We start from the raw sequence: 21,044 nt of genomic DNA, 5'->3' as shown, positions 1-21,044 counted from the left end.
AGAAGGAGCGCGCCATGCGCTGGCTGTTACTGCTCTGTCTTGGCCTGTGCCTGCCGGCATGGTCCGCCACCGACTATTCACTCAAGCCCCGGCAGATCGCCGCAGGCACCTGGCTGCTGGAAGGCAGCACCGAGAACTTTGCCAAGGCCAACGGCGGCAATATCGTCAATACGGCGTTCATCGTCACCGAGGCCGGCGTGGTGGTGATCGACACCGGGCCGTCGAAACGCTACGGCGAGGCGCTGCGCCAGGCCATTGCGGCGACCACCGACAAGCCGGTCATCCAGGTCTTGCTGACCCATCATCACCCTGACCACGTATTGGGCAACCAGGCGTTCAGCGACGTGCCTATCGGTGCCTTGGCGGGCACCACCGACCTGCTGCGACAACAGGGTGATGCGCTGGCGGAGAACATGTACCGGCTGGTGGGCGACTGGATGCGCGGCACCGAGGTGGTACTGCCAACCCAAGTGCTGGTGGCCGAGACGTTGAAGGTGGGCGATCATTCGTTGCGTCTGCTGGCATTGGCCGGGCACACCGGCGCGGACCTGGCGATCCTGGATGAAACCACTGGCGTGTTGTTCGCCGGCGACCTGGTGTTCTACGAGCGGGCCCTGACCACGCCCAACAGCCCCGGTCTGGAAGTCTGGCTCAAGGACCTGGACACCTTGCAGGCCTTGCCCTGGAAGCAGATCGTGCCTGGCCACGGCCCGGTCGCGAGTGACGCCCAGCCTTTCGCGCAGATGCGTGATTACCTGGGCTGGCTCGACCAACTGATGCGCGACGGTGCTACCCGAGGCGACGACATGGCCGAGATGATCCGCGGCCCCATTCCCGAGCGCTTTGCGGGGATCAGCTTGACTCGGTATGAGTTGATTCGCAGCGTCAGTCATCTTTATCCGCGTTATGAGCGGGCGAAGATGAAGCGAGTAGATGTCAAGCATCAATAGTCCAGGCTGGTTGAAGCTTTCAAGGCGAGGGGGATTTTTCTACTTCAAGAATTACATTCACTTTTCTGAACCCTGAGTCATCAACAGGATTACCACTTGCTGGAGTCAAAATGCCTCCAAGTCATTTCGGTGAGGGCATTTTGTTACTTGCAACACGAGTCATTAAACTTGTTGATTAGATGCTTGCATATTTTTTGAGGTCCTGGATCAGATAAGTTGCAATCGATAACTAACTAATTTCTTTGCGAGCTGGTGTTTGTTTGTCGATGTCGAACGATGTCGCTGAGTTGGCCGTTCATCGGATCAGAACTTGACCTGTAGAATCTGACAGTAGACAGCCTCCAGAACCGAGGCCAGAGTGAAAAAACGCCGGTTCGCAGATGACAAGGCTGCACGAGAAGGTTTTTTCTGCGTTGGTGGATATCGCAATGGTCAATGGACTGATCCAAGGCCAATAAGCTTAGCGAATCTTAGGGTAATCCGAGGAAGGGATTTCTAATGAAACATAGTTTTGAAACAACTACAGGCGTTACGGTGTCCGCGTTCCTGATGCTCCTGATAAGTGCAATTCCTGCGAAAGCCTACGCCTATGTGGGTGATGTGCCTGATGGTGGCTTCACAGAACGGCAAATTACCTGCTCAACTGGTAATTTTAAGGGTGAAGCGGTGGTGAAAACGCATCGAAGGAACGTAACCGTCGGCGGTACTAGTCAGCAGCAGTGGACCGCGGAAATTCTTAGGTACAGGATTACTAGATTCAATGGTCAGTCCGGTGGTAATAAGGCAAATGTCAACTTGAGTTTGGATACCTGGAATGGGAAGTCTGGCAACTATCGCGATCACGGTTGGGCTAAATCCCCAGATGCCATGAGGCAAGATGGGCAGTGGCACAACTTGTCAATGTTCCTCCAAGGTGCCAATGGAGATACAACAAGTTATCCTCCCGAAATGTCACAGGCCGAAACCACCGTCCAATTTATATTTGATAAGTCGGGGTCGGATCCAAGCTGCAAGGCTAAGACTGGACGGTATCATGGCCAGCCGCGAGGATGAAGTGGCGATTTCACCAGCCGTTTTTCCATATTGGGTCCAAAGCGAATGACACTTCTTAAAAGCCTGCCCTTTTTTTAAGACGTCCATTTTTTCCTCCGCCCTGTCACATCTGAGGGTAGCACGTCGACATTTGCGTGTGGTCGTGCATCGCCGGGATTTAGTTCTGCCGTTGGCCCGTCGAACAGCGCCGGGTCACTGGGTGTCTGACGGTGGTTCTCTGCTCTGCTTACATGTACCAAGGAACTAGAAAACTCAACACAGCGGGCAATTGTTGGCGAGGGCCCCGAGCCCAAGAATCTGTGGCAGACCGGGAAAATTTCCCGGGTATAACAATAACCGCAGAGGTAGCCGTCATGACTCATCCCGCACGTCGCCAACCCTTCGCCGTGAGCCTGCTGCTCAGTGCCATGCTGCTGTCAGGTTCGGCCTTGGCCGCCGTGACCGATCAGGAAATTCTCCAGGACCCGAAAAACCCGCAGCAGATCGTGACCAACGGCCTGGGCGTCCAGGGCCAGCGCTACAGCCCGCTCGACAGCCTCAATGTCAACAACATCAAGGACTTGCGCCCGGTCTGGGCGTTCTCCTTCGGTGGCGAAAAGCAGCGCGGCCAGCAGGCCCAGCCGATGATCAAGGACGGGGTGATGTACCTCACCGGTTCCTATTCGCGGGTGTTCGCGGTGGATGCGCGCACCGGCAAGAAACTGTGGCAATACGACGCGCGCCTGCCCGATGACATCCGCCCTTGCTGCGATGTGATCAATCGCGGCGTAGCGCTGTATGGCGACCTGGTGTTCTTCGGCACCCTCGACGCCAAGCTGGTGGCCTTGAACAAGGACACCGGCAAAGTGGTGTGGAGCAAGAAGGTGGCCGACCACAAGGAAGGTTATTCCATCAGCGCCGCGCCCATGGTGGTGAATGGCAAGCTGATCACCGGTGTGGCCGGTGGCGAATTCGGCGTGGTCGGCCAGATCAGCGCCTACGATCCGAAGAATGGCGAACTGCTGTGGACCCGCCCGACGGTGGAAGGTCACATGGGTTACGTCTACAAGGACGGCAAGGCGGTCGAGAACGGTATCTCCGGTGGCGAGGCGGGCAAGACCTGGCCGGGCGATCTTTGGAAAACCGGCGGCGCGGCGCCTTGGCTGGGGGGCTACTACGACCCGGAAACCAACCTGCTGCTGTTCGGCACCGGCAACCCGGCCCCTTGGAATTCCCACCTGCGTCCTGGCGACAACCTCTATTCGTCGTCGCGCCTGGCCCTGAACCCGGACGACGGCACCATCAAGTGGCATTTCCAGAGTACGCCCCATGACGGCTGGGACTATGACGGCGTCAATGAGCTGATCTCGTTCAACTACAAGGAAGGCGGCAAAGACATCAAGGCTGCGGCAACGGCCGACCGGAACGGCTTCTTCTACGTGCTCGACCGCACCAACGGGAAGTTCATCCGCGGCTTCCCGTTTGTCGACAAGATCACCTGGGCCACTGGCTTGGACAAGGACGGGCGGCCGATCTACAACGAGGCCAGCCGTCCGGGCGCACCGGGCAGCGAAGCCAAGGGCAGTTCGGTGTTCGTCGCCCCGGCCTTCCTCGGTGCGAAAAACTGGATGCCCATGGCCTACAACCAGGACACCGGCCTGTTCTACGTGCCGTCCAACGAATGGGGCATGGACATCTGGAACGAAGGCATCGCCTACAAGAAAGGCGCGGCGTTCCTCGGGGCCGGGTTCACCATCAAGCCACTGAACGAGGATTACATCGGCGTGCTGCGGGCCATCGACCCCAAGACCGGCAAGGAAGTCTGGCGCCACAAGAACTTCGCACCGCTGTGGGGCGGGGTCCTGACCACCAAGGGCAACCTGGTGTTTACCGGCACACCTGAAGGGTTCCTGCAGGCGTTCAACGCCAAGACCGGGGAAAAGGTCTGGGAATTCCAGACCGGCTCCGGCGTGCTTGGCTCGCCCATCACTTGGGAAATGGACGGTGAGCAATACGTCTCCGTGGTTTCTGGCTGGGGCGGTGCGGTGCCGCTGTGGGGCGGTGAGGTGGCCAAGCGCGTGAAGGACTTCAACCAGGGCGGCATGCTCTGGACCTTCAAGTTGCCGAAAGAGCTTGTCGCCAAGCGCTGAGCCAACCTTGGCAAATGTAGAACCTGTGGGAGCAAACCTTGCCAAATGTAGAACCTGTGGGAGCGAGCTTGCTCGCGATGAGGCCAGAACATCTTGCATCGATGTTGACTGATCCGCCGCCATCGCGAGCAAGCTCGCTCCCACAATAAAGCCCGGGTCATCCTCGGATCGCGGCAAAACCTACGACCAAATAACGAGAGAGCCCCCTGCCAATGACGCATTCGTCCACGGCATGGGGCTCTCTACCATCGGCCTATCGCCTGTCCCGTGACAGGCATCGACCAGGCAGAGGCCCCATCATGATCTACGCACAACCCGGAACCCCAGGCGCCGTCGTTTCCTTCAAACCGCGCTACGGCAATTTCATCGGCGGCGAATTCGTCGCGCCGGTCAACGGTGAGTATTTCACCAACACGTCCCCGGTCAACGGCGAAGTCATTGCCCAATTCCCGCGCTCCAACGCCGCCGACATCGACAAGGCACTGGATGCGGCCCATGCCGCCGCCGACGCCTGGGGCAAGACCTCGGTGCAGGACCGCTCGCGGGTGCTGCTGAAAATCGCTGACCGCATCGAGCAGAACCTGGAAGTCCTCGCCGTCAGCGAGACCTGGGACAACGGCAAGGCCGTGCGCGAGACCCTCAATGCCGACGTGCCGTTGGCGGCCGACCATTTCCGTTACTTCGCTGGCTGCATTCGCGCCCAAGAGGGTGGGGCGGCCGAGATCAACGAATTGACCACCGCCTATCATTTTCACGAGCCGCTGGGCGTGGTCGGGCAGATCATCCCGTGGAACTTCCCGCTGCTGATGGCTGCCTGGAAACTCGCCCCGGCCCTGGCCGCCGGTAACTGCATCGTGCTCAAGCCAGCGGAACAGACGCCGCTGTCGATCATGGTCTTCGCGGAACTGATCGCCGACTTGCTGCCACCCGGGGTGTTGAACATCGTCCACGGTTTCGGCCGCGAAGCCGGTGAAGCCCTTGCCACCAGCAAGCGCATCGCCAAGATCGCCTTCACCGGCTCCACCCCGGTGGGCTCGCACATCATGAAGTGCGCCGCCGAGAACATCATCCCGTCTACCGTGGAGCTGGGCGGCAAGTCGCCAAACATCTTCTTCGAAGACATCATGCAAGCCGAGCCGGCCTTTATCGAAAAGGCGGCTGAAGGCCTGGTGCTGGCGTTTTTCAACCAGGGCGAAGTCTGCACCTGCCCATCTCGTGCCTTGGTACAAGAATCGATCTATGTGCCGTTCATGGCCGAGGTGATGAAAAAGATCGCCAAGATCAAGCGCGGCAACCCGCTGGACACCGAGACCATGGTCGGCGCCCAGGCGTCCGAGCAGCAATTCGATAAGATCCTGTCGTACCTTGAGATTGCCCAGCAAGAAGGCGCCGAGCTGCTCACCGGCGGCGCTGCCGAGCGACTCGAGGGTGATTTGTCGAGCGGCTATTACATCCAGCCGACCCTGCTCAAGGGCCACAACAAAATGCGTGTGTTCCAGGAGGAAATCTTCGGTCCGGTGGTGGGCGTGACCACCTTCAAGGACGAAGCCGAAGCCCTGGCCATCGCCAACGACACCGAGTTCGGCCTCGGTGCCGGCCTGTGGACCCGCGACATCAACCGCGCCTACCGCATGGGCCGGGCGATCAAGGCCGGTCGCGTGTGGACCAACTGCTACCACCTGTACCCGGCCCATGCCGCGTTCGGTGGCTACAAGAAGTCCGGCGTGGGTCGTGAAACCCACAAGATGATGCTCGACCACTACCAGCAGACCAAGAACCTGCTGGTGAGCTACGACATCAATCCGCTGGGCTTCTTCTAACCCGGTAACACAGCACTCCCCCTGTGGGAGCGAGCTTGCTCGCGATAGCGGTCGATCAGTCAACACCAATGTTGAATGTCCCGGCCTCATCGCGAGCAAGCTCGCTCCCACAAGGGTTATGCAATGGCATGTCACCCATCCAATACCAACGCACCCCACCCACCGCTTCGAAAGTAGCATTCGAGCCCCAGGCGTGGCGTGCATTAATGACCTTGCCGGAATCGCCCGGTACAAGAAGAGGAAAGACCCATGTGGACTAAACCCGCGTACACCGACCTGCGTATCGGCTTTGAAGTGACGATGTACTTCGCCAACCGATGAGTGCCGGCCCGGCCTGAGGCGTTCAGGCCGGGCTACCCCATTGGTCTGATTGCAATCACCGTGGGATGCTTTAGGCTCAAGGTATCCCAGACAATAACAACAGGCTTACCGATGAGCCACGTCACTGAAAAGATGAGCCTCAGCCCGCTGCGCAAGTTCGTTTCCCCTGAAATCATGTTCGGTGCCGGTTGTCGGCACAATGTCGGCAACTACGCCAAGACCTTCGGCGCGCGCAAAGTGCTGATCGTCACCGATCCCGGGGTCATTGCCGCCGGTTGGGTGGCGGACGTCGAAGCCAGTCTCCAGGCCCAAGGCATCGATTACTGCATCTACAGCGCGGTCTCGCCCAATCCCCGGGTCGAGGAAGTGATGCTCGGCGCTGACCTGTACCGGGAAAACCATTGCGATGTCATCGTCGCGGTGGGCGGTGGCAGCCCGATGGATTGCGGCAAAGGCATCGGCATTGTCGTCGCCCATGGCCGCAACATCCTCGAGTTCGAAGGCGTCGATACCCTGCACGTGCCCAGCCCGCCACTGATCTTGATTCCCACCACGGCGGGGACGTCGGCGGACGTGTCGCAGTTCGTGATCATCTCCAACCAGCAAGAACGCATGAAGTTTTCCATCGTCAGCAAGGCGGCGGTGCCGGACGTGTCGTTGATCGACCCGGAAACCACCCTGAGCATGGACCCGTTCCTGTCCGCCTGTACCGGCATCGACGCCCTGGTGCATGCCATCGAGGCCTTCGTGTCCACCGGCCACGGCCCGTTGACCGACCCCCATGCACTGGAAGCCATGCGCCTGATCAACAACAACCTGGTGCAGATGATCGCCAACCCGGCGGACGTCGGCCTTCGGGAAAAAATCATGCTGGGCAGCATGCAGGCCGGGCTGGCGTTCTCCAACGCGATCCTCGGGGCGGTGCATGCGATGTCCCACAGCCTGGGCGGTTTCCTCGATTTGCCCCATGGCTTGTGCAACGCGGTACTGGTGGAGCATGTGGTGGCGTTCAACTACAACTCGGCACCGGAGCGTTTCAAGGTGATTGCCGAGACCCTGGGCATCGATTGCCGGGGGCTCAATCACCGGCAGATCCGCGGCCGGCTGGTGGAGCACCTGATTGCCCTCAAGCGCACCATCGGTTTCCACGAGACCCTGGGCCTGCACGGTGTCAGCACGTCGGACATTCCGTTCCTGTCGCAACATGCGATGCACGACCCGTGCATCCTCACCAATCCTCGGGAGTCGAGCCAGCGGGATGTCGAGGTCGTCTATGGCGAAGCCCTCTGACGAGCAGCAAAAAGCCCTGGCCGGGCTGCTGGGGCTGGGCAATCACTCGACGCGCAAGAGTCACTACCCGGAACTGACGGCCCGTCTCGATGAGCTGGAACAGGCCCGCCGACACCTGCAACAACTCAATGACCAACTCGAGCAACGGGTGGCCGAGCGCACCGATGCGTTGCTGGAAGCCAACCACAACCTGCAGCAGCAGATTGCCCAACGCGAGCAGATAGAGCAGCAATTGCGCGATGCCCGGGATGTCGCCCAGGCCGCCAACCGCAGCAAGGACAAGTACCTGGCCGCCGCCAGCCATGATCTGTTGCAGCCCCTCAACGCGGCCCGCCTGCTGATCGCCACCTTGCGTGAACGCCAGTTGCCTGCCGCCGAGCACGTGCTGGTGGAACGCACTCATCAAGCGCTCGAAGGGGCCGAAGACCTGCTCACCGACCTGCTGGACATCTCCCGGCTCGACCAGGCCGCCGTCAAGCCCGACCTGGCGCCGTATCGGCTGGATGAGTTGCTGGGGCCGCTGGTGTCGGAGTTTCAATCGGTAGCCGGTGCCGCCGGGTTGGAGCTGCGGGTACGGTTTGGCGACGAAGCGGTGCTGACTGACCTGCGATTGATCAGCCGTATCCTGCGCAATCTGCTGAGCAATGCCTGCCGCTACACCAATCAAGGCGGCATTCTCCTGGCGGCCAGACGTCGGGGAGGGCGCCTGAGCCTGGAAGTCTGGGACACGGGACGGGGCATCGCCGCCGATTGCCTGGAGTCGATTTTCCTCGAGTTCAATCAACTGGACGTCGGCCGGGCGGCGGATCGCAAAGGCGTGGGCCTGGGGTTGGCGATCGTCGAACGCATCGCCCATATCCTCGGTTACCGGGTACAGGTGCGTTCGCGCCCGGGACGGGGTTCGGTGTTCAGCATCGAGGTGCCGCTGTCCAGTGAAAAACCGCAACCCGTATCCCAGGCCCCGGCCCAGGCGGTCGTCGGCAACCCACTGCCGGGGCGGCGTTTGTTGGTGATCGACAACGAACTGAGCATCTTGCAAAGCATGGCCGCGCTGTTGGGGCAATGGGGTTGCGAGGTGTTGACCTCCACCGACGAGGCGGGCGCCCTTGACGTGCTGCAAAACCGCGCGCCGGAGTTGATCCTGGCGGATTTTCACCTGGATCATGGGGTCGTCGGCTGTGAAGTGGTCAAGCACCTGCGCGAGCATTTCCACCAGGCGATCCCGGCGGTCATCATCACCGCCGACCGCAGCGACCAGTGCCGCCGCGCCCTGCGCAAGCTGGATGCTCCGCTGCTCAACAAACCGGTGAAGCCTGGCAAGTTGCGGGCGGTGTTGAGTCAGATCCTCGGGTAGGACCACAAAACCTGTTAGCCCCACCCATCCCAGTGGGAGCGAGCTTGCTCGCGATTAGCGGCCGATCAGTCAACATCGATGTTGCATGTCCCGGCCTCATCGCGAGCAAGCTCGCTCCCACAGGAGGTCTGCTCCGGGCCAAAGGGGCTTGAATCCAGGCTCACTGCGGATCAGGCCATTAAAATGCCGTCATTTGGTCGGCGTTTTTGCCAAGAATGTAAAAATGCGCTTCGGTCTGTTTATTTCCTTATGTAAACTCCCCCCGCTGCGACAATCGGGCACGGCCACGCCAGGCCCGATGAACACCGTTTGCAGCGTCCCTCACCCAGCTGAAGCCAAGACCTACAAGAAGTCAGCGCCGGAGAGACATAAACGAGAGGCCGACGAATATGCTCGGCCCTGTAGGTCCATCCTCCAGTCCGTCTCGATCCATCCCCCAGCATTGCTGGCCGTGGATGTGATCTATCCTTGATCAGGACCGGTGGACGGAATGGCGTTCATCCTAGGGATACACACATGTTGAAGAAAACACACACGGCGCTACTGGGCCTGGCGATGGCGATGGGTCTTGCGACCACGCACGCCGCCGAGCCAAAAAAAGTGGATGTCTTGCTCATTGGTGGGGGCATCATGAGCTCGACTCTCGGCGTCTGGCTCAATGAGCTGGAGCCGGGCTGGACCATGGAAATGGTCGAGCGCCTGGACGGTGTTGCCGAAGAGAGTTCCAACGGTTGGAACAATGCCGGTACGGGTCACTCTGCACTGGCCGAGCTGAACTACACGCCGGAAGACAAGAATGGCAAGGTCGAGATCGTCAAGGCCATCGAGATCAACGAAGCGTTCCAGATCTCCCGTCAGTTCTGGTCCTGGCAGGTCAAGAACGGTGTGCTGAAGAACCCGCGCTCGTTCATTAACTCCACGCCGCACATGAGCTTCGTCTGGGGTGATGACAACATCGCGTTCCTGAAGAAGCGCTACGAAGCGCTCCAGGCCAGCCCGTTGTTCGCCGGCATGCAGTATTCCGAAGACCCTGCGCAGATCAGCAAGTGGGTTCCGCTGATGATGCAAGGGCGTGACCCGAGCCAGAAAGTCGCGGCCACCTGGAGCCCGTTGGGTACTGACGTGAACTTCGGCGAAATCACCCGCCAATTCGCGACTTACCTGCAAACCAAGCCGAACTTCTCCCTCAAGCTGTCCAGCGAAGTGGAAGAAATCACCCGCAACGAAGACGGCACCTGGCGCGTTTCGTACACGAACCTGAAAGACGGTACCGAAACCGAGACCGACGCCAAGTTTGTGTTCATCGGCGCCGGCGGCGGTGCGTTGCACCTGCTGCAGAAGTCCGACATCCCGGAAGCGCGTGAATACGCCGGTTTCCCGGTAGGTGGTTCGTTCCTGGTCACCGAAAACCCGACCGTCGCCCAACTGCACCTGGCGAAGGCGTATGGCAAGGCTTCGGTGGGCGCACCGCCGATGTCGGTTCCGCACTTGGACACCCGCGTGCTCGATGGCAAGCGCGTGATCCTGTTTGGCCCGTTCGCAACGTTCTCCACCAAGTTCCTGAAGAACGGTTCGTACTTCGACCTGCTGACCAGCACCACCACCCACAACGTGTGGCCGATGACCAAGGTCGGTATCGAACAGTATCCACTGGTCGAATACCTGGCCGGCCAGCTGATGCTGTCGGACGAAGACCGCTTCAACGCGCTGAAAGAGTACTTCCCGGACGCCAAGCAGGAAGACTGGCGCCTGTGGCAGGCCGGCCAGCGCGTGCAGATCATCAAGCGTGACGAAGAGAAGGGCGGCGTGCTGAAACTCGGTACCGAAGTGGTTGCCTCCCAGGATGGCAGCATCGCCGGCCTGCTGGGTGCCTCGCCAGGCGCCTCGACTGCCGCACCGATCATGCTGAACGTGCTTGAGAAGGTCTTCAAGGACAAGGTCGCCAGCCCGGCCTGGCAGGAAAAACTGCGCCAGATCGTGCCAAGCTACGGCACCAAGCTCAACGATAGTCCTGAGCGCGTAGCCCAGGAATGGGCGTACACCAGCGAGGTCCTGCAACTGGACACACCGCCGGTAATCGGCAAGCCTGGCACTACCGCGGCACCGGCCAAGCCGGGCGTTGCCCCGCAAGCCAATCCGGCGGCTGACATGGCGCTGTAAGCCGGATGCTGTCTGAAGTAGTACAAAAAACGCCGCTCAAATGAGCGGCGTTTTTATATTGGGCGCTCGGTTAACCCCTAATGTGGGCTTGCTCGCGAAGAGGCCATCACAGGCGACATCTGTAGTGACTGTGCCTCCGTTATCGCGAGCAGGCTCGCTCCCACAGGGGGCAGACTTGACCGCAAGTCTTCCATCCGCCGCGAATCCCTTGTGGGAGCGAGCCTGCTCGCGATAGCGGTGGGCCCGCCAACATCAATGCCCGATCTGCGAAAGGTCTGCCCCATCCTCTGCGCATACCTGTCGAAACCGCGCGTCAAAATCCTCCGCTAACTGCGCCAGGGTAATTGCTCCCAAACGCTTGAGCAGCAACGCCTGGGCCTCATCGAACGCATCCGTCAGCGCGCCATTCACCGCCTGTTCCACCAGGCATTGCGGATGATCGGTGGACAGGCCAATGGCAAAGATCGACGTGCTGCCCAAGGCTTGGTGGATGTCCAGCAAGGTCATCTCCGACAGCGGCTTGCTCAAGGTCCAGCCGCCACGATGGCCTTTTTCCGACGTGACATACCCCTGTTCCTTGAGCAACGCCATGGTCCGGCGCACCACCACCGGGTTGGTGCCCAGCATCTGCGCGAGGGTGTCGGACGTGGCCGATTGTTGGTGGCGATCCATGTGGATCAATACGTGGAGCATGCGGGACAGGCGGGTGTCGGTTCTCATGAGCGTTGCAACGTACCGTGGCGAAGACCGGCCTGAGTATCGCCTGTAATCGCAAAAGTTACGAGATCGTTGACAGGCGCTTTTCAAGGAACTTACGATGTATCGAGACTTTATCAATTCCGCCAGACCACCCCAGGAGATTGATCATGCACTACGACGTCGTCATCGCAGGCGGCAGCTACGCCGGTATGTCCGCAGCCCTGCAACTGGCCCGTGCCCGCCGCAAAGTGCTGGTCATCGATGCCGGCCAGCGGCGCAACCGGTTCGCGGCCAGCGCCCAAGGTTTTCTCGGACAGGATGGCCGCGCCCCCGGAGACATTGCCGATGATGCCCGCCGCCAGCTGTTGGCCTACCCGACGGTAGAGTGGGTATCGGCTACCGCGAGCAAGGCCAGCCAGGAGGGGGGCGGCTTCCTCGTGGAGACCCATGACGGGCAACGCTACAGCACCCAGCGCCTGCTGTTGGCCACCGGGGTCATCGATGAGTTGCCCGACGTGGAAGGGCTGGCGCAGCGCTGGGGCAAAAGCGTCTTCCATTGTCCGTATTGCCACGGCTATGAACTGGAACAAGGTCCCATCGGGGTGTTGGCGACCTCGCCGATGTCGCTCCACCATGCCTTGATGCTGCCCGACTGGGGCCCGACGACGTTCTTCACCAATGGCGTGTTCGAGCCCGACCTTGAGCAACAGGACAGCCTGGCCCGACGGGGCGTAACCCTGGTGCCGGAGCGTGTCGAACGTATTGAAGGCGACCGGGCCGACGTGGTGCTGGCGGACGGACGGGTGATCGCCATTGACGGCTTGTTTGTCCTGCCGCGCATCCAGGTGGCCGGTTCACTCGCGGCGTCCTTGGGCTGTGCTTTTGAAGACGGCCCGCTCGGGGCGTTCATCCAGGCCGACCCGATGACGCGTGCAACCAGCGTCCCGGGTGTTTTTGTCTGTGGCGATGCGGCGATGCCGTTCGGCTCAGTCGCGTTGGCGGTCGGCGATGGGGTGAGGGCGGGCTCCGGGGTGCATCGTTCGCTGATCTTCGATGCGCATTGAAGCCCGCCCTTGAGCGTTATACCTGTACCGCGCCGGTTGCCACGGCAAAGGCAAGCATCACCAGGCTGACGCCCCAGGCCCAGAAGAACGTATAGGTGATGTGCTTGCGCAGCTCCACCCCGGACAACGCCAGCGCTAGATAGACGCTGGGCACCACCGGGCTGATGGAAAAGCCGGTGTTCTCCCCGATCAGCATGGCCCGGGCCACGGCTTCGAGAGGAACACCCGCGGCGGCGGCCACGTCCTTGATCACCGGAAGCAGGGCGAAATAATAGGCGTCCGGTGAAAAGATCATGCCCAGGGGCACGCCGAAGAAACCGACGATCACGTGCAGGTATTGGGCGGATCCCGCCGGCAGGATATCGATCAGTGCCAAGGCCATGCCGTCGGACATCTTCGCGCCGGAGAGCACGCCCAACAGGACGGCAGCAGCCATCATCACCAGGACCATTTGCAGCGCGTCGGCGGCATGGGCCTTGAGGCGTTCGGCCTGGGCGTCCAGGGACGGGAAGTTCAAGGGCAGGGCGATGCCCAGGCCCACCATGAAACAGGCGTACAGGGGGAAAATACCGGTGAACAGGCACACCAGGATCCCAGCGGTCAGCGCCACGTTCAGCCAGTAGCGCAGCTCCCGGGGCGAGAGGCTGAATTCCCGGTCCTGGGGTTGCAGCCCGTCGAGGTCGCACGTCGCCGCTGCCCCGAGGGACATCGGTTGGCGACGCTGGGCGCGCAGGCCCAATACGGTCGCGACCAGCAGCATGCACGCCAGGCCCACCATCTGCACCGGCAGCAAGCCTAGCCACAACTGCGTGGCATCCAGCCCCGACACCGCGGCGGCCCGTGCGGTCGTGCCGCCCCAAGGGACCATATTGATGACACCGGCCGTGGTGCCGACCAGGCACAACAGCATCGCCGGGCTCATGTTCAGGCGTTTGTACAAGGGCAACAGGGCCGGGATGGTCAGCAAGAACGTGGCGGCGCCGACGCCGTCGAGATGAACCACCGACGTCACCAATACCGTTACCAACGCCACGGCCAACGGCTTGCCGCCCGTGCTGCGGATCAGCAGATTGACCAACGGATCGAACAGGCCGCGGTCACGCATGATGCCGAAAAACAGGATGGCGAACAGAAACAGTGCGGCGGTCGGGGCCACTGTAATCAGGCCGGCCTTGATGAACTCGCCGATCTGTCCGAGATTGAAACCGGCCAGCAGGCAAACGACCACGGGAAGGGTGGTGAACGCCACAACCGGACTGATCCTGCGCAGCAATATCAAGCCGATGATGGCGAACATCATCAGGAAACCCAGGGTTGTAATCATGTTGCAGCCTCTCTTTTTATTGTTGTCGGATGGTGCGCGGGCGGTGGCTCGGTCAGCCTTGCGGGCCTGGCAAACGCAGGGCCAGCAGCAGGTAACTCAGGCTTTTGCCGTGGCGGTCAAGACCGCAACTGCGGTTCACTCCACCCTCCAGGGCGTCCTCAAGTACGAAATTCAATGCGTTCAGGTTCGGCAGCTCATAGCGATGCACCTTGGTGGGCTGGCGCGTCGCGAATTGCTCGGCCACCCGGGCGCAGGTCAGTTCCCGTAGCAGCCAGGGGTAGTGGGCAGGATCGTTGGGAAACAGGGCGATGCTGAGAATGTTGCCTTTGTCGCCAGCACGGGCATGGGCATAGTCAGCGAGGGTGACCAGGTTCATCAATACCACTCCAGGGTTGTGTGGATCTCATTGCGCGGCAGCAGGAAGCTGCGAGTGGTGACGGTCTCGGCGAGGTGCCGGCGCACGCCACCGCCGCCCGCGGGCCCGTTGGTATAGAGCGACTCAACCTCTGCCAGCAGCGCTTCCACCAGCAATCGGTCGGTGTGGGTCAAGCCGATGCGCACGCGCACATCTTCCAGGGAGGGCGCCTGGGCCAGTTGCTTTTGCAGATAACGACCGCCCTGGTCGTTGAAAAGGCTGGCAACCCCGGACAGGTCGATCCAGGGCTGTATCCCTGGTGCCAATTGGTCAAAACGTTGCAGCAGGATCTCCCGCGCCAGTGCGGCACGCGCCACTGCACCGGGGCCTGCGTAGGAGATTTCCGCCTCGCCGAACCACAGGCCGCGCACCCCCGCCAGGCCCTTGAGCGTGTAGGGACGTGGATGGCCAAGCAGGCCACTGATCTCGACACGGTCCTCGCCCAGATCCTCTACGCGAGCCTGGCCCAGGTCCAGCACGACGTCCGGCGTCAGGTAGCGTCGAGGGTCGTGTACTTCGTAGAGGAGTTGTTCCTTGACGGTCTGTTCGCTGACCCGGCCACCGCTGTTGCGAGTCTTGCCGATGATCAGGCGGCCGTCCTGGTGAACCTCTGCAATGGGGCAGCCGAGGTTGGCCGGGTCCGGAATGTCTTTCACCCCAGGATGGGCAAAGTAGCCGCCAGTGACCTGGGTGCAACATTCCAGCAGATGCCCGGCTGTGGTGGCGACGGCCATTTTCTGCCAATCGTCAGCCGCCCAACCCAGCCCATGGCGGATCGCCCCCACCGCCAGCGACGGATCCGCGACCCGACCACACAGCACGATCCCGGCGCCCTCGGCCAACGCCTGGGCAATACCGTCGGCCCCGGTGTAGACGTTCACCGAAACGGGGTGCTCCAAGGGGGCCGATGACAACCATCGTTCGTACCGGGGAGGCGTTTCTTCCAACAGGTCATCGCCCAATACACAGGCGATTTTCAGCTCAGGGAAGCGACCCGCCAACCCGTGTCGCAGCCGTCGCGCGGCCGCTCGGGGATTGGCGGCGCCGCCGTTGGTGATGATCGGGATGCCGGCCTCGATGCACAGGTCGAGCATGGGTTCGAGGAAGTCGAACAGGCGGGCGGAGTAGCCTGTCTCTGGATCAAGTCGTTTGCGTAGCTGCGCCTCGGCCAGGGTCCGCTCAGCCAGTAGCTCCAGCATGATGTAGCGCTGGCCGCTGCGTTGCGCCAGGTCCTGGGCCAGGCGCAGGGCGGCGTCGGGTCGATCATTGGCGAAACCGGCGCCACACCCGACGAGAATTGTTTTTGTCATGTCCGAGTTCCACTGAAAGGTGGCTCCATAGTGGAGGGGCTGGATTATTCTGTGAATTTTAAAGATAGAATCAATTGATTCAGTAATTTTATGAGTGGGCCATGAACGTTTCTTTTCGTCAGCTTCGTGCCTTCATCCTGATCGCCGAGACGTCGAGCTTTACCCGCACGGCAGAACAATTGCACCTGTCCCAACCGGCGTTGAGCTACAGCATTCGCAAATTGGAAGAGAGCATGGGCTTGCAACTGCTCGCGCGTAACACCCGCAGCGTCGAACTGACGCCCGCCGGAGAGCACTTCTTGCCCCAGGCCCGGCGCATGCTCCGGGACATGGACGATGCCGTACGCGATGCTCGTGACACCCTCAACCTGAGCCGGGGTACGCTCCGGCTGGCGGCCCTGCCTACCGCCGCCGCATCGTTCCTGCCGATGGCCATTGCTGCTTTCCAGCGTGAGAACCCGGGCGTGACGGTGAGCTTGCTGGATGGCCGCGCGGGGGAAATCATGGGCTGGGTGCAGCGAGGCGAGGTGGACGCCGGCATCAGTTCGCTGCCTGACGATCTTTCCGGATTGAGTTTCGAGCGACTGCTGGATGACAACCTTGTGCTATTGAGCCACAAGGATCACCTGCGCGAAGGCCTGGACGACTGGAAGCGGCAGCCCTACATCGCGCTTACGCCCGACACCAGCATCCGTCCCCTGGCTGACGCTGCATTGCGCTATCTGAACGTCGATGCGGTTCCGGCCTGGGAGGTCGCGCACATGAGCACCGCCACGGCGTTGGTGCGCGAAGGATTGGGATTCTCCCTGCTGCCGGCCAGTTGCACGGCCGTGTTCAACATTGGCGAGCAGTGCATGGTCACTGCCATCGACCAGCCGGCGAAACGCTCGATCGGCCTGTTGCAGCGCAAGCCGGTGGCTCCATCACCCTCGTTGAGCCAGTTCATGGAGCATGTGCGGCAGGTGCTGCGGCAGGATGAGGCCAGCCACGGGCGCTGAGGTTGATCAGGCACTGGCTATCGCGAGCAAGCTCGCTCCCACATTGGCGGATGGTGGAACTTGAGCGCATGACCGCCACAACGCCCACTGTGGGAGCGAGCCTGCTCGCGAAAACGGTGGTTCAGACAGCATCGATGTTGAATATGCCGCCGCCTTCGCGAGCAGGCTCGCTCCCACACTGGCTGGCGCTGGGACTTGATTGCATGGCCGCCAAAAATCCCCCTGTGGGAGCGAGCTTGCTCGCGATGGCACCGCTACTGCGGCGTGCCAAACATCGCCGTCCAATAGATCCCCGCATCGCTTTTCGGATCGGTCGCATACCCGGCTCCCAATTCGCGGAACTGCGGGTTCATCAGGTTGGCGCAGTGCCCTGGGCTCGCCAGCCAGCCATCCACCACCTTGAGCGCGGTATCTTGGCCGGCGGCAATGTTCTCGCCGATCAATTGGCCCAGGTAGCCGGCCAGTTCGGCGCGGTCGCCCGGCGTGCGATTGTCCCGGTCCTTGTGGTCGAAGAAGTTGTTGTTGGCCATGGCCCGGGTGTGCGTGACGGCGGCCAGGGCCAGGGTGGCGTTCCAGGCCAGCGGCGTGGTGGCGGCGAAGGCTTCGGTGCCGCAGCGACGCGGTTGGGCGCGGGCGCTGTTGATCAGCTTCAGCAGTTTCTGGCCCTCCGCTTGCCAATCACCCAGGCGCGCCGACAACAGCGGGCGCGCCAGCACGATGCGCCATTCGCGATCCAGGCGGCTGACGCCGATGTCGACGAACTGTGGGTCGAGCACCACCTGGCAGAAGCTTTCCTGCACGGCTTTCATGGCCGATTGCGCATCGCGCGGCCCGGACAGGCTGATGGCTTGCACGTTGACCATGGGATAGGCCGCCCGCGCCAGCGCCTGTTGCAGGTCGCCGATGCCATTGGCCGACAGGATCAGCCGGGAGTCCATCGCCAGCGGCGGCAGCTCCAACGAGGCCTGGCCGGCGCAGCTTTGGGATTGGCTGCGGTAAAGGTTGATGGACTCGACCAGTTGCGTCTCTTCGGTGGCCGTGGCGCTGGTGGTGAACGCCAGGCCCAGCGACAGCACGACAAGACCCATGACGGATGAAATGGCACGCATGTAAATCTCCCTTGAGCGGACGGCGCCTATGATGCGCAATTTTTGCCCCGCCGGGGCAACGGTATTCACGCTCTCTTGAAATCCTTGGAACGGTACCGTTGGGCACCGTTCGGGACAATCCTCAAGTAGTGGGATCAGTTTTCAAGCGAATAAGTCCATTTCCGTCGTTTCAAGGCCATAAAAACCTCGATTATCAGCTCATCCAGTTACCACCATCGACGTTATACGTCTGTGCCACCACGTATTCGCTCTCCGTCGAGGCCAGGAAAATCGCCATTCCGGTGAGGTCCTCCGCGGTGCCCATCCGGCCATAGGGTACTTGCTCCGCAACCTGGCGCTTCTTTTCCCCCAGCGGCAGGTTTTCGTGACGGGCGAACAGCGCGTCCACGCCATCCCAGTGCTCGCCATCCACCACGCCGGGGGCGATGGCGTTGACGTTGATCCGGTGCCTGATCAGGTCCAGCCCGGCGGACTGGGTCAGGCTGATCACCGCCGCCTTGGTGGCGCAATAGATCGCCACCAGGGGCTCGCCACGCCGGCCGGCCTGGCTGGCCATGTTGATGATCCGGCCGCCATGGCCCTGGCGGATCATCTGCCGCGCCGCCGCCTGCAGCGTGAACAGCGTGCCGGCGACGTTGATGGAAAACAGCCGCTCGTAGCTCTGTCGGGTGATGTCGACGATGGGCGCCAGGTCGAACAGCGCGGCGTTGTTGATCAGGATATCCAGCTTGCCCGCCCGGGCCACCACGGCCTCGATGGCCTGGTCGATCGAGGCCTGGTCGGTCACGTCCATTTTGACGGCGTAGGCGCAGTCGCCCAGCTCGGCGGCGGTGGCCTGGGCTCGGTCAAGGTCGATATCGGCGATCGCCACCGTGGCGCCTTCGTTGATATAGGCCTGGGCGAATGCCTTGCCGATACCACGGGCGGCGCCGGTCACCAAGGCACTTTTTCCTTCGAGTCGTTTCATGGGGTTTTCCTGTCAGTCTAGGGAGTAGGCGGTGCACACAGCCCTTGTGGCGAGGGAGCTTGCTCCCGCTCGGCTGCGAAGCAGTCGTAAACCGGCGGGTGCGGTGTGTCTGATACGCCGCACTTGGCAGGTTTTGGGGCCGCTTCGCGGCCCAGCGGGAGCAAGCTCCCTCGCCACGGGTTTGCCGATTGCCTTAAGTGAATAGCATTGCGGTCATGGGTAAGCCGATTACAGCAGCGCCCGTGGAGGAGGACAAACGCGGGGAGAATCGTGGGCTGATATTTTTTTAACGTCGCTGAACGTGGCAAGCGCGGGTTAAAAAAGTACCAGCGGACGGTCAGACCGAGGCTGGCTAAGCGCTGCGCACTCGGCGTAAGGTGCCCGCTATAACGCTAAAAGAGGCGCGACATGCCTGATCTCCGAACGCCCCTGTTCGAGCAGCGACCGGCCGAACTGGAAGTCATCCTGCCTGAGCCCGAACACAGTTTTCGCTGGTACGAGCACGATTACCCGTACCCGCTGGCGCGCTGGAACCATCACCCTGAATTCGAGATCCACCTGATCCGCCAGGGCAGTGGCAAACTGTTGGCGGGCGACTACATCGGCCCGTTTGGCCCCGGTCATGTGACGATGATCGGCCCGGATTTGCCCCACGACTGGATGGGCGACCTGGCGCCGGGGGAGTCCTTGGCCGGTCGTGACGTGGTGTTGCAATTCGACGGCGCCACGCTGCTGACCTTGCGCCGCACCCTGCCTGAACTGGGGGATCTGCAGGGGCTGTTCGAACGAGCCCGCCGTGGCCTTGCCTTCGCAGGTGACACCGCACTGAGGGCTGCGCACCTGCTGGAAACCATCGGCCCGGCCCAGGGGCTGCAGCGATTGGCGCTGTTCCTGGAGTTGCTCCATACCCTCAACCAGGCTCCCGGTGACGAGGCCCTGAGCCTGGCGAGCCCATGCTACGCACCGACCCTCGATGCCCGCAGTTCCGAGCGTATCCACAAAGCCTTCGAGTACCTGCAAGCCGAACTCACCGGTGACCTGAGACTGTCGGTGATCGCCCGTCAATTGGACATGAGCGAGCCAGGCTTCTCGCGATTCTTCAAGCGCATCACCGGGCACGGTTTCATCGACCTGATGCGCAAGTTGCGAGTCCAGCGCGCCTGCCGCTTGCTGTTGCAAAGCGAAATGCCGGTGACCGACATCTGTTTTGAAGTGGGCTATAACAATCTGTCCAACTTCAACCGACATTTCCGCATCGAAATGAACCAGACCCCCAGCGAGTATCGGCGGGGCGCTTTTCCCTTGTCTGACGGAGACGGTCATGTTGAACGTCGTTGAACAGCCAACCAGCGCATCGTTGCGCCAACGAATGGAGAGGGCCGGTTGCGCCTTCGAGTTCCTGGTGCTTGCGCCTGAGGCGAATGAGGCGGTTGACGAGGCGCTCCATCGCCAGGCCGTGGATCTGTTGTTCCAGCAGATCAAGGCCCTATGGCTGGAGCGTCACCGCCAACTGACCCTCGATCCGCGCGATGCCGAGGTTGCGTCGCCCATCATGAGTTGGGATCTGGGCAAGGCTGTCGCCAAGCCGCTGACCCGCGAAGAGGTGACCCGACTCATGCGCACCGACGTGGGCGAACGCAATCAGCAGCCCTACGCCTTGTACGCGGACTTCTGCGAACCTCCCTATGGCACCCGTTTCAGCGACGACACGCCGCAAGCGCTGTTCAAGGCATGGCTCGATTTGCTCGGGCTCGAAGAAGGGATCGATGTCGTGGTGTTGAGTTGGGTCGACAACTTCAACGTCAACTGGACCGCCAGCGACGAACCCGATCCGGCCCGTGAGCCCTGGAGCGATTATTTCGACGATGGCCTGGAGTGGTGGGGCGTCTGGTGCCTGAGCATCTGGAACCCCAAGCGCCGCACGCTTGCCGTGCTGGCGGCGAGCACCACCGATTGAGTCGCTAGTACACAGACCTTAAAACCACCCAGAAACCAGTGTGGGAGCGAGCCTGCTCGCGAAGGCGTCAGCACATTCGACATACATGCAAGCTGGCCCACCGCTTTCGCGAGCAAGCCCCCCA

At 61.5% G+C, this 21,044-nt stretch carries 18 protein-coding genes; 12 read left to right on the top strand and 6 right to left on the bottom strand.

The annotated features are described in order from the left end of the window. The first annotated feature begins 14 nt into the window (after positions 1-14). The 8 genes from ACIPQ1_RS07910 (at position 15) to mqo (ending at position 11,077) form a co-directional block, all read left to right on the top strand. Entirely contained in the window at positions 15-950 is a 936-nt protein-coding gene (locus ACIPQ1_RS07910) for a quinoprotein relay system zinc metallohydrolase 1 (RefSeq protein WP_411384810.1), read from the top strand. Positions 951-1,448: 498 nt separating this feature from the next. Then, positions 1,449-2,003, top strand: a complete 555-nt coding sequence (locus ACIPQ1_RS07905; protein ID WP_411384809.1) for a hypothetical protein — start codon at positions 1,449-1,451, stop codon at positions 2,001-2,003. Positions 2,004-2,356: 353 nt separating this feature from the next. Then, complete coding sequence (locus tag ACIPQ1_RS07900) at positions 2,357-4,132, top strand: PQQ-dependent methanol/ethanol family dehydrogenase (RefSeq protein WP_411384808.1); 1,776 nt, start codon at positions 2,357-2,359, stop codon at positions 4,130-4,132. Between the two features lie 299 nt (positions 4,133-4,431). After that, complete coding sequence (gene exaC, locus ACIPQ1_RS07895; RefSeq protein ID WP_186707619.1) at positions 4,432-5,952, top strand: acetaldehyde dehydrogenase ExaC; 1,521 nt, start codon at positions 4,432-4,434, stop codon at positions 5,950-5,952. 249 nt (positions 5,953-6,201) lie between these two features. Then, entirely contained in the window at positions 6,202-6,273 is a 72-nt protein-coding gene (gene pqqA / locus ACIPQ1_RS07890) for a pyrroloquinoline quinone precursor peptide PqqA (RefSeq protein WP_003243383.1), read from the top strand. A 132-nt stretch (positions 6,274-6,405) separates the two neighbouring features. Further along, positions 6,406-7,563 (top strand): alcohol dehydrogenase-like regulatory protein ErcA, encoded by a 1,158-nt coding sequence (ercA, locus tag ACIPQ1_RS07885; protein WP_446533918.1) that lies wholly within the window; start codon positions 6,406-6,408, stop codon positions 7,561-7,563. After that, positions 7,547-8,917: a NahK/ErcS family hybrid sensor histidine kinase/response regulator gene (locus ACIPQ1_RS07880; RefSeq protein ID WP_446533894.1), complete on the top strand. Its 1,371-nt coding sequence runs from the start codon at positions 7,547-7,549 to the stop codon at positions 8,915-8,917. Before ercA ends, ACIPQ1_RS07880 begins: the two co-directional genes overlap by 17 nt. A 516-nt stretch (positions 8,918-9,433) precedes the next feature. After that, complete coding sequence (gene mqo / locus ACIPQ1_RS07875) at positions 9,434-11,077, top strand: malate dehydrogenase (quinone) (protein WP_411384806.1); 1,644 nt, start codon at positions 9,434-9,436, stop codon at positions 11,075-11,077. Between the two features lie 252 nt (positions 11,078-11,329). On the opposite strand, the gene ACIPQ1_RS07870 is transcribed toward mqo, so the two are convergent. After that, the gene (locus ACIPQ1_RS07870) at positions 11,330-11,797 is read right to left on the bottom strand and encodes an Rrf2 family transcriptional regulator (RefSeq protein ID WP_186707622.1); all 468 of its coding nucleotides are present in this window, start codon (positions 11,795-11,797) and stop codon (positions 11,330-11,332) included. A gap of 146 nt (positions 11,798-11,943) precedes the next feature. Here ACIPQ1_RS07870 and ACIPQ1_RS07865 point away from each other — a divergent pair, with 146 nt between their 5' ends. Then, positions 11,944-12,840, top strand: coding sequence for an NAD(P)/FAD-dependent oxidoreductase (locus tag ACIPQ1_RS07865; RefSeq protein WP_446533893.1), 897 nt, complete (start codon positions 11,944-11,946; stop codon positions 12,838-12,840). Between the two features lie 16 nt (positions 12,841-12,856). Here the strand turns inward: ACIPQ1_RS07865 and ACIPQ1_RS07860 are convergent, their stop codons facing one another. From ACIPQ1_RS07860 to ACIPQ1_RS07850, 3 genes are read right to left on the bottom strand one after another with little or no spacing between them, the layout of a single operon-like run. Further along, entirely contained in the window at positions 12,857-14,164 is a 1,308-nt protein-coding gene (locus ACIPQ1_RS07860; protein ID WP_186707624.1) for a CitMHS family transporter, read from the bottom strand. A gap of 52 nt (positions 14,165-14,216) precedes the next feature. Further along, entirely contained in the window at positions 14,217-14,540 is a 324-nt protein-coding gene (locus ACIPQ1_RS07855) for an AtuA-related protein (RefSeq protein ID WP_434706053.1), read from the bottom strand. Further along, positions 14,540-15,889 (bottom strand): acyclic terpene utilization AtuA family protein, encoded by a 1,350-nt coding sequence (locus tag ACIPQ1_RS07850; RefSeq protein WP_411384803.1) that lies wholly within the window; start codon positions 15,887-15,889, stop codon positions 14,540-14,542. Before ACIPQ1_RS07850 ends, ACIPQ1_RS07855 begins: the two co-directional genes overlap by 1 nt. Positions 15,890-15,990: 101 nt before the next feature. On the opposite strand from ACIPQ1_RS07850, the gene ACIPQ1_RS07845 reads away from it, so the two are divergent. Beyond that, positions 15,991-16,887, top strand: coding sequence for a LysR family transcriptional regulator (locus ACIPQ1_RS07845; protein ID WP_250962021.1), 897 nt, complete (start codon positions 15,991-15,993; stop codon positions 16,885-16,887). Positions 16,888-17,141: 254 nt separating this feature from the next. Here the strand turns inward: ACIPQ1_RS07845 and ACIPQ1_RS07840 are convergent, their stop codons facing one another. Both ACIPQ1_RS07840 and ACIPQ1_RS07835 read right to left on the bottom strand, forming a co-directional pair. Beyond that, positions 17,142-17,996: a CAP domain-containing protein gene (locus ACIPQ1_RS07840; RefSeq protein ID WP_411384802.1), complete on the bottom strand. Its 855-nt coding sequence runs from the start codon at positions 17,994-17,996 to the stop codon at positions 17,142-17,144. 193 nt (positions 17,997-18,189) lie between these two features. Beyond that, positions 18,190-18,963 (bottom strand): L-iditol 2-dehydrogenase, encoded by a 774-nt coding sequence (locus ACIPQ1_RS07835; protein ID WP_250962019.1) that lies wholly within the window; start codon positions 18,961-18,963, stop codon positions 18,190-18,192. Positions 18,964-19,371: 408 nt separating this feature from the next. On the opposite strand from ACIPQ1_RS07835, the gene ACIPQ1_RS07830 reads away from it, so the two are divergent. Next, positions 19,372-20,301 carry an AraC family transcriptional regulator gene (locus tag ACIPQ1_RS07830; protein ID WP_446533892.1) on the top strand — a complete coding sequence of 310 codons (930 nt, stop codon included), beginning with the start codon at positions 19,372-19,374 and terminating at the stop codon, positions 20,299-20,301. Next, positions 20,285-20,920 carry a hypothetical protein gene (locus tag ACIPQ1_RS07825; RefSeq protein WP_446533891.1) on the top strand — a complete coding sequence of 212 codons (636 nt, stop codon included), beginning with the start codon at positions 20,285-20,287 and terminating at the stop codon, positions 20,918-20,920. The genes ACIPQ1_RS07830 and ACIPQ1_RS07825 overlap by 17 nt, the downstream gene beginning before the upstream one ends. The last annotated feature ends 124 nt before the right edge of the window (positions 20,921-21,044 follow it).

This window comes from Pseudomonas sp. LARHCG127 (assembly GCF_052871455.1).
The sequence above is the reverse complement of the archived record's forward strand: the minus strand, read 5'-3'. Positions and strand labels throughout refer to the sequence as shown.